Here is a 15722-nt window from a genome sequence, read left to right on the forward strand (position 1 = left end):
AGGGGTCCTGGCGGACTGCTATGGCTTGTGTTTTGGAGCCAGCATCGCCTTCAACGTCAGCCAGGCAGATTCGTTGTACTCGGTCTTCAGCCGCTCCTGCGCCTCGGTGCGCAGGTCGCCCGGTCTCGGTCCCTGCTGCTTCAGGCTCCGGCCCAATAGCAGGGTTGCGGTGTCATCCTCAGGTTTGCGCTCCAGGGAGGCCCGGAAAGCATTGGCGGCATCGTCATAGCGGCCCTTCCGCCACAGCGCGTAACCCGCGTTGAAATGGTAATCGGGGTCGGCCGGATCGATCTCCACCGCTTTCAGGAAGGCCTGGTCAGCATCGGCATCGTTGATCCGAAGCAGGGTCGCCCCCAGGTTATTCCAAACTTCCGGCAGCGGGACCATGCCCGACAGGTTGCGGAAGACATCGGCCGCACCCTTGAAGTCCCCTGTACTGTAGCGGCTAAGCCCAAGAAAGAACAATGCTTCCCGGTAGTGCAGGTCCACTGGCGCTACTTTCTGAAACCACTCGGCGGAGGTACGGTAGTTCTTCGCCGAGAAGTTCAACCGCCCTAACTGGAAGCATGGCTGGGAGTAGGTAGGCTCCAAACGAGCAGCGTTCGTGAAAAGCTTGTGTTTCTGGTCGACGGTTGTCGCCAACAAGCCTCGGACATAGCTCTCCAGCGCATCGAGCCGGACGCGAGGCCGGCTGCGGCGAAACTCCTCTTCATTGATCGTCAGGCCCGGAGAGAGGGTCTTCACCACGTTCCAGGCAATGTCGGTCTCCAGTGAGGACAGATTCTCCAGTGGGCCGGCGGCTTCGGAAGTCCCGCGTCGACGGACACGGCGGACGTCCAGGATGTGTGCCGTGATCTTGAGCATCCCCTTGGTCGCGGGGCCGGCGGTGGCAGGCTCCAGGTCGATCTCCCCGTATACCACTACGCCCGCGTCGGAATTTACCGCAATCTCCATCACGCTGGCCGTCGTCAGGCGCACATAGCGCCGGATGCTCATCTGGCGCAAAATCTCATCGCGGGATTCGGCCGATGCCACAACGAGACCCTCAGAAGCTAGACTTTCTAGGACAGTTTCGGAAATACTGTCGCCAATCCAGTCCACACTTTTCGATTTACTTACATTGAAAAACGGGAGTATTAGGATTGTTTCTGCTGGAAGAGAGGGTGCCAGCAGTGCGGCGAGCAGCAGGGGACCGATCCAGCGAAACACGAGGGAAGTATACCAGAGGGGGAGGAGGCTGAGACGGAAACGGCCGCCCCGGTCGAAACTGGACTCGGGGCGGCCGCTCATCAGTTTGACGTTTGTTCTGCTACGAACGTCTTTCGTCTATCCTACTGATCGGACTAGGCTTAGTTGAAAACCAGCCGGGTAGTCGTGCCACCCAGGCGGATCTCCTGAACCTTCATCTTGCCATTGTCATCGGTGTAGCGGACGGAGGTGGCCGAGTACTTCGTATCGGAGGTCTCAACCTTCACGGACGCTTCTACCTTATCTTTGCCCTTGGCGATTGTGGCCTTGTCGTTGTCGACGGTCAACTTGTAGTCGCCTGCTTTCAGATCCTTACCGGCAACGGTGGAGGGCTGGAAAAGGGTCACCTGATAGGTGGCTGCACTGGCACAAACCAGCGCGATAGTAAGAAACAGAGCGAAAAACTTCACGGTCTTAGTCATCGTGGACTCTCCTGACTGAATTATAGTCTCATATGCGGAGCTTATGGCAACTCTTCGCGAAAAAATTCCCAACTTCTAGGTGGTGTAACCTAAACCTATTAGTTTTGGGTTCCGCAGAGGCTCAGCGCCATTTCGCCCGCTCACACTAGCTAATACGTCCGAGGTCAGCTTTTGTTCCGACCTTTACCGTAAGGTACATGTAAACTCTCTAATCCAGCCAGAGGCGGTTTCGACCGCGGCCAGATCGTCCCCAAAACAATCTATCCACCGAATGTCGGATTCCCGGCGGAACCAAGTCAGTTGCCGCTTGGCGTACTGCCGGGTGGCGATTGTAGTCAGCTCTATAGCCTGCTCCATGGTGAGTGCCCCGTCCAGGTAGCGCAGGCACTCCTTATATCCAATGGATTCAAAGGCTTTAGCGTCCTTCGGGACCCCGGAGGCCAGCAAGCCTTGGACTTCCTCGGCCAAGCCCGCTTCAAACATAGCCCTCGATCGACTAGCAATCCTCACATGCAGTGCCGGCCTCGGCGGACTCAGACCTATCTTAAGGACCCGAAATCCCTCCAGTCGGCGGCGGTCCGCCTGGAATAGTTGGGAGGCAGGCCGCCGGGCAAGCAGGCAGATCTCCAGGGCGCGGAGAGTTTTGTTGCCATCGTTCGGGTGGATCCGCGCCGCCGTGGCCGGATCCAGACGGCTCAGCAGCCGGTACAAACTGCCCTTCCTCGTCAATAATCGTTTCCGTAATTGGTCGTCCCGGGACGGGCCGTCGTTCAGACCGTCCAGCAACGCCCGGATATAGAATCCAGTCCCTCCGGCCAGGATCGGCAATCGACTGCGCGAGACGATATCGGCCAGGACAGGACCAACGAATTTCACGTAATCGCCGGCGTTGAAGAGCGTTGCCGGGTCGAGGATGTCCAGCAGGTGGTGGGGGATGCCCGCACGCTCGGCCGCCGGCGTTTTGGCCGTCCCAACGTCAAGACCGCGATACACCTGGAGCGAGTCGCAGTTGACAATCTCACCATCAAATCGCTGAGCCAACGCCAGGGCAAGGTGGCTCTTACCGGATCCGGTAGGCCCGGCAACTACCACTAAGGGGGACTCCACGTCTTTCATTCTAAGGCTAGGGCGGGTCCTTGCCGATCTAACGACAAGGCGATGCAGGACAAACCCAGCGCAACCTGCCGGACCCATGAGGCATCGGATATAGTGTCACATCGGATATAGTTGAGAATGAAATATATCGCCGTTGGCGGTGTCGGCTGAGGGACTGCTCTGGAGGGTTGGCACTTTTCATGGAGAGGCACGGAATGATAAACCCATGCGTGGCGAGGCTGGCAGCGGTGTTTCTGACCGCGGTATCTGTCGTATCGGCGCAGCCACAGGCAACCGCGCCCAAGAACCCAAAGGCTTCGGCTTACTATCACGCGGCATTAGGGCACCTCTACGCGGAGTTGGCTGCCCAGTACGGCGGACGCGGCGAATACGTCAGCAAGGCGATCGACAACTACAAGATTGCCATGCGTGAGGACCCGGAAACGGCCAGCCTGGCGCAGGACCTCTCTGACCTTTACCTGCAGTCCGGCCAGATCCGGACCGCCGTCACCGAGTTTGAAGACTTCGTGAAGAAGAGCCCGGAGGACATCAACGCCCGCCGCATCCTGGCCCGTCTCTACACCGCCCGCATCCGTGAGGGACAACAAACCCGGCCCAATGAAGAGATGATGAAGGCGGCCATCGAGCAGTACGAGAAGATCGGCGAGAAGGCTCCAAAGGATGTCGACAACTGGCTGATGCTGGGCCGGCTGCACAAGCTGGCGCAGAACTCATCCGCCTCTGAGAAGGCCTACAAAAAGGCTCTCGCCATCGACGCTGAGAACGAGGACGCCCTCACCGGACTCGCAATGGTCTACTCGGACCTGGGCGATACCGCCAGCGCCAGCCAGGTGCTGCGCAAGGTGGCCGACAAGAATCCCAGCCTGCGGACACTCACTGCTCTCGCCGCCGCCTATGAGCAGTTGAAAGACTATAAGCTCGCCGCGGAAACTTACCGCCGCGCCGTCGAACTGAACAAAGAAAATGGCGACCTGCGGCGTGCCTATGGCGAGGCGCTCTTCAAGGCAGAGGATTACGACACCGCCAAAGGCGTATTCGAAGATCTCTCTAAGGAAGATTCAAGCGACCTGCTCTCTGTCCTGCGCCTGTCGCAGATCTACCGCCAGAAGCGGGATTTTGCCAAGGCCGACGAGTACTCCAAGAAGGCGAAGCAACTGGATCCCAACAACCTCGAGATCCAGTACAACGATGTCAGCCTGCTGGAGGCACAGGGCAAGACTCCGGAAGCGATCGCGCGCCTGAAGGAGATTCTGGACGGTATGCCGAAGAAAACCGACTCGGTCGGCGAGCGCGGCAATCGTGTCATCCTCCTGGAGAAGTTGGGCCTGCTCTACCGGATCACAGAGCAAACGCCCAACGCTGTCGCGACTTTCCGCGAAATTGCCGAACTGGAGCCGGAATCGGCTTCCAGGGCTCAGGCTCAGATCATTGACGCCTACCGTGCCGGCAAGGACTTCGCCTCGGCGGAAAAGGAAGCCAAAGCGGCCGCGCTGAAGTACCCGAACGACCGGCTGATCAAGTCAGTTGTCTCCAGCCTGCAGACCGACCTGGGCCATTTCAAGGAAGCCGAGGCCACGCTGAAATCGATGCTGGACGGCAAAACAGACCGCGAAACGTGGCTGTCGCTCTCCCAGGTCTACGAGAAATCCAAGAACTACACGGAGATGAGCAAGGCCATTGATACGGCCGAGAAGCTCTCCACCTCTGATGACGAGAAAGAAAACGTACACTTCCTGCGCGGCGCAATGTACGAGCGGCAGAAGAAGTTCGATCTGGCGGAAGAAGAGTTCCGGAAGTCATTGAAGGTGAATCCGGAAAGCGCCGCTGCCCTGAACTACCTGGGCTATATGCTGGCCGATCGCAATGTGCGCCTGCCCGAAGCGCTGGAACTCATCCAGAAGGCGGTCAACCTCGACCCTAACAACGGCGCCTATATGGATAGCCTCGGCTGGGTTTACTTCCGCATGAATCGCCTGGATGAGGCCGTTGCTCAATTGCGCGGCGCGTTGGAGCGCGGCAGCCGCGACCCAACGGTCCACGATCACCTGGGCGACGTCTATAGCGGCCTGAACAAGTGGAAAGATGCCCTCGCCCAGTGGGAACTGGCCCTGCGGGAGTGGCATACGAACGCCCCCAGCGACGTCGACACCACGGAAGTGGCCAAGATCCAGAAGAAGGTCGAGGGCGCCAAGGTGCGGCTGGCCAAGGAAAACGGGCCGAACAAAAACTAAGCGCTAATCAGCGCGGTACGAAGAGGCAGGTGAATGCGGAATCGCGTTCCCTGCCTCTTTTCGTTACCGGGGAGAGGACTCTCCACGGTGATGTCGCCGCCATGCTCCCTGACCATCCGGCGAAACCCGAACATGCCCCAGTTGCCCGCGGCAATGCGATCGCCTGTGACCTGGAACCCTGGATCGAAGAGCGAATTGATTTGCTCATCCCGCAGCGGAGTGCCGTCGTGATCAATCACCACGTCGATACCGTGCGACGACGCCTCACTGCAGGCGTGGATCAAACCGCTTCCCTCGCCGATCGCCCGCACCGAGTGAGTGATGATTCCGAGAAAAACGGAGCTCAGCTGAGAAGGTTTGCACTCCAATCGGGGCAGGGCGGAAAGCTTAGTTTCGATAGTGATCCCGCTGGAGAGGTTTGCGCGCGTCAATGCCACGGCGTCCTCCACCAATTGGTTCAGGTCGACTTCCTGAATCTCCGCCTGGTCCAGGTTGGCGAAGCGCTGCATGCGGGTGACGATGCGGCTCAAGCGGTCGATGGACTCCTGCGCGGCCTTGCGCAGGTCCGACTGCAGCCGAACCAGCCGGCAATGATCCTCTGGCGGGGCGGTGGCCTGGCGGGCGGTCAGCAGCAACAGGGTGTCGACGGAACTCTTCAGGGCGCCCAGGGGATTGTTCATCTCGTGGCTGAGCGCGGCCGCGATCTTGGCAATCGTAATGGACTGCTCCGCCATCACCGCGCGGGTCTGCGCCTCGCGCAGTTCCTCGGCTGCCTGCAGGCTGCGCTCATAGGAGACATACGTCAGGTAGCGCTGGCGATACAACAGGCCCGAGAGGCCGGCGGCCAGGACAGAAAGCATCATGATGAACAGCAGGTTCGTTCGCAGCGGGCCACTCCCCAGGTAAAGGGTGCGGTGGATGATACTGGTTTCGACAGTGTAGATTACGCACATCGCGAGGCCCATGGCGAAGGATTGGGCCGGCCGCAGCGGATAGGCTGCTACGCTGACGAGTAGGACGAGTGTGACGAGGCTTGGGATGAAATCCTCATAGCTGGGTGCCACACCGGTGATCAGCAGCGAAAATAGAATCAGCGTGGACGCCGTGACAAGAGAACTGCAAACTGCAATCGTGCGCGCCCGCCGTGCGGTATTCGGCCAGGAAGCGAAGAGAAAGTTGAGCGAACCCAGCGCGAACATCACCGCCGCTTCGATCAGGCGCAGCCTGAGCGTCTCCGGTTCGGGTTGCACAAAGAACCGGCCCACAGTCAGAAATAGCGTCGTGCCGATGGTGACGCCGCCCGCCACCTGCAACCCCGTGGCACCCAGGCGCTGGATTTGCCGCCTGAAACCGTCATCGGCCTCGGCGGCACCGGGAAAGAGATAGGCTTGCCAGCGTCGAAGCCACATAGGAATACATTAGCGCGGGTGCGCCGGGTTCAGTTCCTCCGGCTGACAGGGCAGCCTATGCTAAACTCACATTTTCTCACGAGGTCCGCACCTTGCTGAAGCGCCTCCAGGCACGACTGAGCCGAGCGATCGATGTGCGGCCAGGAGAATACGCCCGCACCGCACTGATGTTTCTATACCTCATGTGTGTGCTGCTGGCCTATTACATCCTCAAACCCTCTTCACGAGCGCTATTCCTCACGCGATTTAGCACCGACCATCTGCCCTATCTTTATATGGTCATGGCGGTCAGCGGCGGCATTCTCGCCTACTTCTACTCGCGCATCGCCGTGAAGTGGTCGCTGAACGCGGCCGTCAATGCCTCCATCATCTTCGTCGTGCTCTGCCTGTTGGAGCTCTGGCAATTGCTCGATACGGGCCAAAGTTGGGTTTATTACGTATTCAATGTCTGGGTAAGCCTGTTTAGCCTCGTGCTGGTTTCCCAGGGCTGGCTCGTGGCAAGCCAGGTCTTCGATGCGCGTGAGGCGAAGCGGGTCTACGGTGTGCTGGCCGGCGGCGCCGTACTGGGCGCGGCGGTCGGCGGATCCCTTACCGCGCAATTCGCCGCCGCGGTCGGAACACGCAATCTTCTGATGGTCAGCGCGTTCTTCGTCGTCCTGGCCTACGTCTTCTACCGGCTGCTACTGTTGCAGCCAGGTGTCAATCTCGAGAAAGCGCGTGGCGCCTCACGCGAGGAGATTGAGTTTTCCGTCCGCGACATCGGCCAGGCCGTGCTGCAGAAGCGGCATTTACAGGTGATTGTGGCTATTCTCACAGTCACTTACGTGGTCGATACCCTGGTGGAGTTTCAGTTCAACTCCATGGCCGTGCGCGGCCGCACGGGCGACCAGTTGACCGCCTTCCTGGGCGGCTTCTATGGCCTCTACCTGAACCTCGCCACGTTCTTCCTGCAGATCTTCCTCACCTCGTGGATCGTCAATCGCTTCGGCGTGGGCGGCACTTTGCTGGCGATGCCCATCGGCATCGGCTGCGCGTCAGGAGCAATGCTGTTCTCCCCTGGGGTCTGGGCCGCCGGCGCTGCCCGGCTGATCGAAGCCTCCACCCGGTATTCTCTCAATCGCACCGGCATGGAACTGCTCTATCTGCCCCTTCCGGACGACCTGAAACAACGCACTAAGGCTTTCGTCGATGTTTTCGTGGACCGCATGGCGCGGGGCCTGGGGGCTGTGATCATCCTCACCCTGGGCTTCCTGTTCACTGACAGCCTAACCGCGGTCACGGTTACCGTCCTCGTGCTCTGCGGCGTCTGGATCGCCTTGTCCCTCTACGCCCGCCGTGAGTACATCGCCACGGTACGCAGCCGCCTGGAATCGAGGCGGCTCGACCTGGAGAGCATGCGCATCCCTTATCAGGACGCCGGCCTCCTGCGACTGCTGGAAGAGACGGCCCGCAAACAGAGTCCGCGGCAGGCCGTGTACGCCCTCGCGATGCTGGACGAAGTGCCGGATTATCCGCTGGAACCGCTGGCTGTCCGCATGGTACGCCAGGCGCCCAGCGAGGTCCGCGCCAAGATCTTCGACATTGCCGCCCACCGCGGCTGGCACTCCCTGCTGAACGAGGCCCACGCGGAGATTGAACTACCTGGCAGTGTGGCCCTGAAGTCGGCCGTCCGCTACGCGTGCAGTGTGAACGGCTGTGAGGAAGAATTGCTCGGCCGCATGCTGGATTCCACTGATCCGAAGATAGTGGAAGCGGCTGTCGAGTCGTCGGCCAAGACGCCCCTCACCTGGGCCAGAACCGCACTGGACTCAACCGATCCGGCCCGCCGCCGGTTGGGCGCGCTCGCCTTGCGGGGGCACACCAAGTTCGCTCTGGCGGAACTGCCGCGAATGCTCGCCGATTGCGACAGCTCTGTCCGCGGGGCGGCCGCGGATACGCTGGTCCTGATGGGAGACGCAGTCGCCCCTGTCCTGGCGCCAATTGTCGCCGACGAGTCCGCCTTGTCCCGGCTCCGGTTGCGTGCCTTGCGCGTCCTGACCCGGACCCAGTCCCAGGCAGCCCTGGATTCGATGCTCGGTCTGCTCAGCGTGGACGACCTCGTGGTGCGCGGCGGAGTCGTGCGGGCGCTGACCACAATGCGGGACCGCTCGCCGCAGCTTCGGTTCGGCGGAGAGCCAGTGGAAGAGCAGATCCAGCAGGAAGCGCGTAGCTACTACGGGATGCATGCGGCGCTGGGCGCGCTGCGGCAGAGCGGCCGCAAGGCTCCGGCTCTCGCCTTGCTCATGCGCACGCTGGAAGAGCGCATGGGCCGTACGGTGGAGCGCCTGTTCCGCCTGTTGGGCCTGCGCTACCCGCCTAAGGATATCGATGCGGCGTTCCGCGCGTATCAGCGCAATAAGCAGGAGGAACTGTCGAACGCCATCGACTTCCTCGACAATATTCTCGATCACGAGCTGAAACGCCTGGTGCTGCCCCTGCTCGACGAAGATGGCACCGACGACCAGGCGCTGCTGCTTTTCGGCATCGACCGGCCTACCGCGGGTGATGCGTTGGGGCGGATGATAGATGAAGGGGATCCGTGGCTGATGGGCTGCGCCTTGGCCGCGGCCCGCGATCTGGGTCTGAACTCGGGTGTCTTGGGGAGGCCGGAAACGATGCGCCAGTTAAACATCGTCGAGCGTGTGATCGCATTGGAAGGCGTGGACCTGATGAAAGGGTTGACCCCGGACCAGTTATCCCGCGTCGCCGCCATCGCCACCCAGGATCATGCCCAGCCCGGGCGCGACATCCTCACCCCGCAAAGCCCGCTCGATGCGATGTACATCATCCTGGACGGCAGCGTCGCTCTGCTGCAGGATGGCGAACAGTTGGAAGTGGTTCATCAGAACGAAGTGCTGGGCAGTTGGGCGCTGTTGGACAATTCGCCGTTACCGGTGACGGCGAGGGCACTGGAAGATACGGTTCTGCTGCGAATCTCGCGCGACGATTTCTTTGATCTGCTGTCGGACAACATGGAAATTGCCTCAGCCATCCTGTCGACACTGGTCAAACGGTTCCGCGCGCTACTCAGTGGTGAGGTGAAACAGTGATGCAGGAACTCGACGCCACAACCGAGGAACGGGAGCGGCTGGCGGCGCTCGGCCAATTGGTGGCCGGGGTCGTCCATGAGATCAATAATCCGATCGGCTCCATCATTTCCAATAACGAGGTTGTACTGAAGGCTCTCGACAAGCTCAAGGATGCGCTCGTCACGGCATCCACGGGCAACCAGCCGCCGCCAAAGAAAGCGATCGATCTGGTCGACACGCTGCGCAGCCTCGCCGCGGTGGACAAAATCGCCTGCGAGCGGATCTCCGCCGTAGTTCGCAGCCTCAAGACGTTTTCCCGCTCCACCGATACGGAAGTTCGCCTGGTCTCTCTCAACGACCTGATGCGGGACACCGCTAAACTCATCGACTGCCAGTACAAGCGCTGCCTGCGCCTGGATATGCAGCTCGGTGATATTCCCGAGGTGGAGTGCCGGCCTCAGCAGTTAGGCCAGGTGTTCCTCAATCTGCTTCTGAACGCGGCGCAGGCCATCGAAGTCTCAGGCAGCATCATTGTCAGGACCCGCCTCGCCGAGGATGGCATGGTGGAGGCGTCCATCACCGATACCGGCAAGGGCATCGCGCCGGAGAACCAGTCGCGCATTTTCGAGGCGGGCTTCACGACGAAGCCCATGGGCATCGGCTCAGGGCTGGGCCTCGCGCTATCAAAGCGCATCGTGGAAGAAGACCATCACGGCCGCATCTGGTTTGAGAGCGAGCCGGGCAAAGGTACAACGTTTTTTGTCAGGATCCCTGGGAGGTAGCGTTTGGAGAACGGTCAACAGCCGAAGGTATTGTTGGTGGACGACGAGGAGATGGTGCTCACGAGCGTGCGAGCGTTCCTGAGCCTGGAGACCGATTACGACGTCGAGACGTTCAGCAACCCGGTGCAGGCGTCTGAACATCTCAAGACCAGTCCAGTCGATGTCGTCGTTAGCGACTACATGATGCCGCACATGAACGGACTGGAGTTGCTGCGGGCCGCCAAAGAGCATCAGCCTGAGGCGGGCCGCATTCTTCTCACCGGGCATGCGGACAAACAGAGCGCGATCCAGGCGATCAACGAGGTCGGCCTCTATCAGTACCTGGAAAAGCCCTGGGACAATGCGCAGTTGCTGCTGGTCATTAACGGCGCAATCGAGCGCGCCCGCCTGTTGCGAAACCTGGAAGAGAAGATCGCCCAGCTCGACTCCGCTAACGGGCAGATCAAGGACGCCCAGCGCCGCCTCATCCGTGCATTCCTGTAACGGCTGATGCGGCGCACCCGGCCCGCCAGGGCAGGCTGAATTATTGGTCGCGACTTGGGACAATAGGACGCATGAAGTACCTCGTATCTCTTCTCATCGCGGCTGCGCTCTGTTTCGCGGCCGAATCGAAGCTCGGTAAACCCCTGACTTTGACCACCCAGACCGCCATCGCCGACATCAACGCGAAACCGGCCGAGTTCGTCGGCAAGACCGTGCAGGTGAAGGGCAAGATCTCCGAAGTCTGCCAGTCCATGGGCTGCTGGATGCAGTTGGTGGATCCCGCCACCAAAGCGGCCGTGAAGATCAAGGTCAAGGATGGCGAGATCGTCTTCCCGAAAGACTCCGTCGGCAAGATCGCGGTCGCCGAAGGGAAGCTCTCCAAAATCGAGATGACCAAGGAACAAGCCATCGCGCAGGCCAAGCACGAAGCCGAAGAGAACAAGAAGAAGTTCGATCCGGCCAGCGTCAAAGGACCGGTGACCATCTATCAGATTCAGGGCACTGGCGCGGTGATCGAGTAGGGACCGATGAAAAGAACACTCCTCCTGGCGGCGCTCGGCGCCGCTTCCCTCCTGGGCTGGGCCCAGACACGCCCGGCCGCGGCTCCGGTGAAGAAGCCGAAGCTCGTGGTGATGATCGTGGTCGACCAGTTCCGGTACGACTACCTCACCAAATTTGGGTCACAGTTCACGGGCGGATTCAGGCGCCTGCTGGACCATGGCGCGGTCTTCTCGAATGCTTACTACGACCATATGCCGACCGTGACCGCCGTGGGGCACTCCATTGTGCTCACCGGCGCCATGCCGGCCTCCAGCGGCATAGTCGGCAACGAATGGTACGACCGCCGGACTGGCCAGCAGGTGACGAGTGTCTCCGATGATCACGTCGAGCAATTGGGTGCCCCCGCCAAACGGGGTGCCTCGCCGCACCGCCTGCTCGTCTCCACAGTGGGCGACGAGTTGAAGATGAGCGGCAAGGCTCCTTCCAAAGTGGTGAGCTTATCCATCAAGGACCGCAGTGCAATCATGCCCGGCGGCCACATGGCCGATGGCGCCTACTGGTTCGACAAACCCAGCGGCAATTTTGTCAGCTCCACGTGGTACTTCAAGGAACTGCCCGCCTGGGCAAAGACCTTCAACGACAAGAAGGTGATCGACCAGTGGAAGGGCACGCTGGGCTACGACAAGATGGCTGAGTCGAAGTTCGGCAATGACGTCGTCGAGACCTTCGCCGAGACCGCAATCGAAGGGGAAAACCTCGGCCGCAACGAAGGCATCGACCTGCTCTCCATGAGCTTTTCAGCCAACGACACGGTCGGGCACGCCAAAGGCCCGGACTCGCCCGAAGCGAAAGAGATTACGCTCCACACCGACAAAGTTCTGGATAAGTTCTTCACCTTCCTCGACAAGCGCATCGGCATGTCCAATGTGGTGGTCGTCCTCAGCGCCGACCACGGCGTGGCGCCGCTGCCGGAGCTCATGGCCACCCGCAAAATGCCCGGCGGCCGCATTCAGGAAAGTGCTGTTCTCGACGCCGTCACCGCCGCGCTCAATGCCAAGTACGGTGAGTCAAAATGGGTGCTCGGCAAGAGCGGTCCCAGCCCGTACCTGGACCACAAGCTGATCGCCGACAGCAAACTCGACCTGGAGGAAGTGCAGCAGGTGGCTGCACACGCCGTCCGCAATCTGCCGCACATCGCCCGCGTCTTCACCCGTGAAGAATTGCGCCGCGGTCTGTCGCAGAACGACATGGTGGGCCAGCGCGCCCAGAACGGCTTCTTCTACCAGCGCGCGTCCGACCTGGTCATTGTGCCGGAACCTTACTGGCTCTTCGAAAAGAGCGGCACCTCGCACGGTACCCCCTGGAACTACGACGCACACGTGCCCGTCATCTTTATGGGGCCCGGTGTGAAGGCCGGGAAGTATGCCGGACGGGTCTGCGTGAACGATATCGCGCCGACGCTCACCAACATGCTCGAGGTGGAAACACCCAGCGGCGCCGTGGGACGTGTTCTCACTGAGATGCTGGTCAAATAGACGGCAAAAGATGATAGCATCTTGAAGCTATGTTACTTATCGCTGACATCTTAGGCATCCTCACCTATGGCATGATCGCCGCCATGCTGGGCACCATCCTGCCCGAGTTGTCCAAGAAGTTTGGGTTGTCGCCCAAACAGAATGGCAACATCGGAATGGCACAGGCGGTCGGATTGATGATTGGATCCTTCTGCGCCGGACCCCTGATGGACCTGGAAGGCAAGAAGTTGGGCATGCTGCTGGCGCTGACCGTCATCACGGTGGCCCTCATTGGACTGCGCTCGGCTTCCGGCTATGGTTCCGTGGCCGGCCTGATGCTGCTGCTCGGCACCGGTGGCGGCGCGCTGGTAACAGCGGCCTTCGCCCTCGCCGGCGACATCAGTGTTCCCTGGCTGCAGGGTGCGGCCGTTTTTAACGCCGTCAACCTCTTCTTCGGCCTCGGCGGCCTCATCACCCCACTCGTCGCGGCACGCCTGTTCCAGAACAACGCGAACCGACTGCTCATCTTCGCCGCCTCCATCGCAGTCATCGCCCTGGCGGTGAATGGCATGACGGCCATGAGCCCGCCCAGCGGCAAGGTTGCCTTTCAGGCGGATCAGGTTTCCATCCTCATCAGCAGCCCGGTGCTCCTGCTCCTCTCCCTGGCCCTGTTCCTCTACGTCGCCTGCGAAGTGGGCGTGTGGAACTGGCTCGCACGCCACCTCATCGCACAGGGCGTGCCGGAGTCCAAGGCGCTCACCATCCTCTCCCTCGGCTTTGCCTTGGGCCTGCTGTTGGGCCGCATCGCCGTCGTACCCGTCCTGGCCAGCGTGACCCCGAAGATGGTTCTCTTCGGCGCCGGCATCGCCATGGCGATCACCACTTACCTGATGCTCCAGACCGGCAATCCGAAAACCGCCTGGATCTTCGTCTTCCTCGGCGGCCTCGCCATGGCGCCGGTGTTCCCAACCGCGCTCGGCCTGGTTGGCGGCGCCTTCAAGGCGCAAGGCCTCGACTCCACGGCTACCGGCCTCGCTTCAACAGCCGGTTGGCTGGGCCTGGTCATCAGCTCCCCTGTCATCGGCGGCATGGCTGGCGATGATCCCAGGAAACTCAAGAAGGCATTGCTGCTGCTGCCCATCGCCTCTGCAGTGATGGCGGTAGTGATTCTCGCCTTATAGGCGAATCACAGGGAGTTCTCAATGAACAATGGAGCGCGTTCTGGTTCATCCGTGAACTGGAACGCGCTTCGCGTCGTTTTGCCCTACCTGCTGGTGGCCGGTCTCTGGATCCTGACGTCCGACGAAGCCGCGGCCCGCCTCTTCCCCGGCAAGGATCTTTGGCTCAAGGTCAGTGTCTACAAAGGCCTGTTCTTCGTCCTCGTCACCAGCCTCCTGCTCTACGTCCTGCTGCGGCGCACCTTCACCAGCATGGAAAAATCGCGCCAGGCGCTGGAAAAATCGGAACGGCTCTTCGCCGCTTACATGGACCACTTGCCCGTAGGCGTCTTTCTCAAGGGCTCCGATGGCCTCTATATCTTCGCAAACGAGTTCTGGAAGCAGTCATTCTCTCAAGGCCGCCCGTTGGAAGGCGCGCGCGCGTCCGACCTCTTCCCCCCCGAAACCGTGGCGGCTTTCCAACGCGACGATAAGGCCATTCTCGACGACGGCCGTGTCAGTGAACGCAATTTCGTTCTCAACCTCAACGGCAGATCCACTGAGTGGATGATCAAAAAATTCCCAGTCACCCTCGAAGGCGGCAACACCCGCCTGGTGGGCGGCGTGGCCATGGAAATCACTGAACGGCGCAGGCTGGAGGAACAACTCCGCCAAGCCGCCAAGATGGAGGCAGTGGGTCAGTTGGCAGGCGGCATCGCGCACGACTTCAATAACCTGCTGACGGTCATCAACGGCTACGCCGAGCTCGTCGCGATGCGGCAGACCGACGTGGGCGCCGCGGCCGACGAGATCCGCAAAGCCGGGGAACGGGCCGCCGCCCTCACCCGCCAGTTGCTCGCCTTCAGCCGCCGCCAGATCCTCAAACCGGAAGTCGTGAATCTGAACTCGATCATCACCGGTCTTGAATCAATGCTGCGCCGCCTCATCGGCTCCCACATCCTCCTCAGCGTCCAACTCGACACTGCTCTCAAACCAGTCACGGCCGACCCCAGTCAGGTGGAGCAGGTCATCATCAACATGGCCGTGAATGCCCGCGATGCCATGCCCGCCGGCGGCCGGATCACCCTTACCACTGACCATATCCATATTTCCGGCCAGAATGAACGGGAATGCCTCGGCCTGCAGGATGGCGACTACGTCCGCTTCACCATCTCCGATACCGGCGAAGGCATGGACGAGGCCACCCAGCGCCGCGTATTCGAACCGTTCTTCACCACCAAGGAGGTGGGCCGCGGTACCGGACTCGGTCTTTCCATGGTCTACGGCATCGTCAAACAAAGCCAGGGCTCCATTCAGGTGGAGAGCCGGCTGGGCGAAGGCGCCACTTTCCGCGTCTATCTGCCCGCGGCCGTCGAAGCCCCTCCGTCGCCGCAACCCGGCGAAGATCAGTTGCTCTACGGCTCGGAGACTCTGCTGCTCATTGAGGACGATGAGAGCGTTCGTGACCTGCTCGCTGGCATGCTGCGCCAGCGCGGCTACCGTGTCCTGCAGGCGCGTGATTGCGACGACGCCCTGCAGTCCCTCGCTTCCGCGCCCGGTTCCGTCAACCTTGTCATCAGCGATGTCATCATGCCTGGCATCAATGGGCCCGAAGCCACCCGCCGCCTGCGCGCCATCGAGCCTGGCTTGCGCGTCATGTTCGTCACGGGCTACTCCTCCGAAGACCTGAACCTTCGCGGGATTCAGGACCAGGGCAGCCTCACGCTGGAGAAGCCGTTCGATCTCGACACCCTCGCCCGCGCCGTCCGCCAGAGCCTCGATCGGCCTTGA

At 61.0% G+C, this 15722-nt stretch carries 12 protein-coding genes; 8 read left to right on the top strand and 4 right to left on the bottom strand.

The window, feature by feature from the left end; all coding sequences use genetic code 11:
• Positions 1-18 precede the first annotated feature (18 nt).
• The 3 genes from ACR9Y2_RS02545 to miaA form a co-directional block, all read right to left on the bottom strand.
• A complete protein-coding gene (locus ACR9Y2_RS02545) occupies positions 19-996 on the bottom strand; it encodes a tetratricopeptide repeat protein (RefSeq protein WP_435039461.1) in 978 nt (325 codons plus the stop codon).
• Positions 997-1349: 353 nt separating this feature from the next.
• Positions 1350-1670, bottom strand: a complete 321-nt coding sequence (locus ACR9Y2_RS02550) for a hypothetical protein (protein ID WP_435039462.1) — start codon at positions 1668-1670, stop codon at positions 1350-1352.
• A 183-nt stretch (positions 1671-1853) separates the two neighbouring features.
• On the bottom strand, positions 1854-2777 hold the full coding sequence (miaA, locus tag ACR9Y2_RS02555; protein ID WP_435039463.1) for a tRNA (adenosine(37)-N6)-dimethylallyltransferase MiaA: 924 nt from the start codon (positions 2775-2777) through the stop codon (positions 1854-1856).
• Positions 2778-2980: 203 nt separating this feature from the next.
• Between miaA and ACR9Y2_RS02560 the strand changes: the two genes are divergently transcribed.
• The gene (locus ACR9Y2_RS02560; RefSeq protein ID WP_435039464.1) at positions 2981-5017 is read left to right on the top strand and encodes a tetratricopeptide repeat protein; all 2037 of its coding nucleotides are present in this window, start codon (positions 2981-2983) and stop codon (positions 5015-5017) included.
• Here ACR9Y2_RS02560 and ACR9Y2_RS02565 read toward each other — a convergent pair.
• Positions 5014-6426 (bottom strand): sensor histidine kinase, encoded by a 1413-nt coding sequence (locus ACR9Y2_RS02565; protein ID WP_435039465.1) that lies wholly within the window; start codon positions 6424-6426, stop codon positions 5014-5016. The two genes, ACR9Y2_RS02560 and ACR9Y2_RS02565, sit on opposite strands and share 4 nt — an antisense overlap.
• Before the next feature lie 92 nt (positions 6427-6518).
• On the opposite strand from ACR9Y2_RS02565, the gene ACR9Y2_RS02570 reads away from it, so the two are divergent.
• The 7 genes from ACR9Y2_RS02570 (at position 6519) to ACR9Y2_RS02600 (ending at position 15722) form a co-directional block, all read left to right on the top strand.
• The gene (locus tag ACR9Y2_RS02570) at positions 6519-9515 is read left to right on the top strand and encodes an Npt1/Npt2 family nucleotide transporter (RefSeq protein WP_435039466.1); all 2997 of its coding nucleotides are present in this window, start codon (positions 6519-6521) and stop codon (positions 9513-9515) included.
• Positions 9515-10276 (top strand): sensor histidine kinase, encoded by a 762-nt coding sequence (locus ACR9Y2_RS02575; protein ID WP_435039467.1) that lies wholly within the window; start codon positions 9515-9517, stop codon positions 10274-10276. Before ACR9Y2_RS02570 ends, ACR9Y2_RS02575 begins: the two co-directional genes overlap by 1 nt.
• 3 nt (positions 10277-10279) lie before the next feature.
• The gene (locus ACR9Y2_RS02580; protein WP_435039468.1) at positions 10280-10759 is read left to right on the top strand and encodes a response regulator; all 480 of its coding nucleotides are present in this window, start codon (positions 10280-10282) and stop codon (positions 10757-10759) included.
• A gap of 71 nt (positions 10760-10830) precedes the next feature.
• On the top strand, positions 10831-11280 hold the full coding sequence (locus tag ACR9Y2_RS02585) for a DUF4920 domain-containing protein (protein ID WP_435039469.1): 450 nt from the start codon (positions 10831-10833) through the stop codon (positions 11278-11280).
• Between the two features lie 6 nt (positions 11281-11286).
• Entirely contained in the window at positions 11287-12795 is a 1509-nt protein-coding gene (locus tag ACR9Y2_RS02590; RefSeq protein ID WP_435039470.1) for an alkaline phosphatase family protein, read from the top strand.
• 29 nt (positions 12796-12824) lie between these two features.
• Positions 12825-13955 (top strand): MFS transporter, encoded by a 1131-nt coding sequence (locus ACR9Y2_RS02595; protein ID WP_435039471.1) that lies wholly within the window; start codon positions 12825-12827, stop codon positions 13953-13955.
• A gap of 21 nt (positions 13956-13976) precedes the next feature.
• A complete protein-coding gene (locus ACR9Y2_RS02600; protein WP_435039472.1) occupies positions 13977-15722 on the top strand; it encodes an ATP-binding protein in 1746 nt (581 codons plus the stop codon).

This window comes from Paludibaculum fermentans, from assembly GCF_051172195.1.
Lineage (GTDB): Bacteria > Acidobacteriota > Terriglobia > Bryobacterales > Bryobacteraceae > Paludibaculum > Paludibaculum fermentans_A.

What these genes read in the sequence shown, in the direction of transcription:
- ACR9Y2_RS02545 (WP_435039461.1), bottom strand. Translation starts at nt 996, where the DNA reads ATGAGCATCCGGCGCTATGTGCGCCTGACGACGGCCAGCGTGATGGAG.
- ACR9Y2_RS02550 (WP_435039462.1), bottom strand. Translation starts at nt 1,670, where the DNA reads ATGACTAAGACCGTGAAGTTTTTCGCTCTGTTTCTTACTATCGCGCTG.
- ACR9Y2_RS02560 (WP_435039464.1), top strand. Translation starts at nt 2,981, where the DNA reads ATGATAAACCCATGCGTGGCGAGGCTGGCAGCGGTGTTTCTGACCGCG.
- ACR9Y2_RS02565 (WP_435039465.1), bottom strand. Translation starts at nt 6,426, where the DNA reads ATGTGGCTTCGACGCTGGCAAGCCTATCTCTTTCCCGGTGCCGCCGAG.
- ACR9Y2_RS02575 (WP_435039467.1), top strand. Translation starts at nt 9,515, where the DNA reads ATGCAGGAACTCGACGCCACAACCGAGGAACGGGAGCGGCTGGCGGCG.
- ACR9Y2_RS02585 (WP_435039469.1), top strand. Translation starts at nt 10,831, where the DNA reads ATGAAGTACCTCGTATCTCTTCTCATCGCGGCTGCGCTCTGTTTCGCG.
- ACR9Y2_RS02590 (WP_435039470.1), top strand. Translation starts at nt 11,287, where the DNA reads ATGAAAAGAACACTCCTCCTGGCGGCGCTCGGCGCCGCTTCCCTCCTG.
- ACR9Y2_RS02595 (WP_435039471.1), top strand. Translation starts at nt 12,825, where the DNA reads ATGTTACTTATCGCTGACATCTTAGGCATCCTCACCTATGGCATGATC.
- ACR9Y2_RS02600 (WP_435039472.1), top strand. Translation starts at nt 13,977, where the DNA reads ATGAACAATGGAGCGCGTTCTGGTTCATCCGTGAACTGGAACGCGCTT.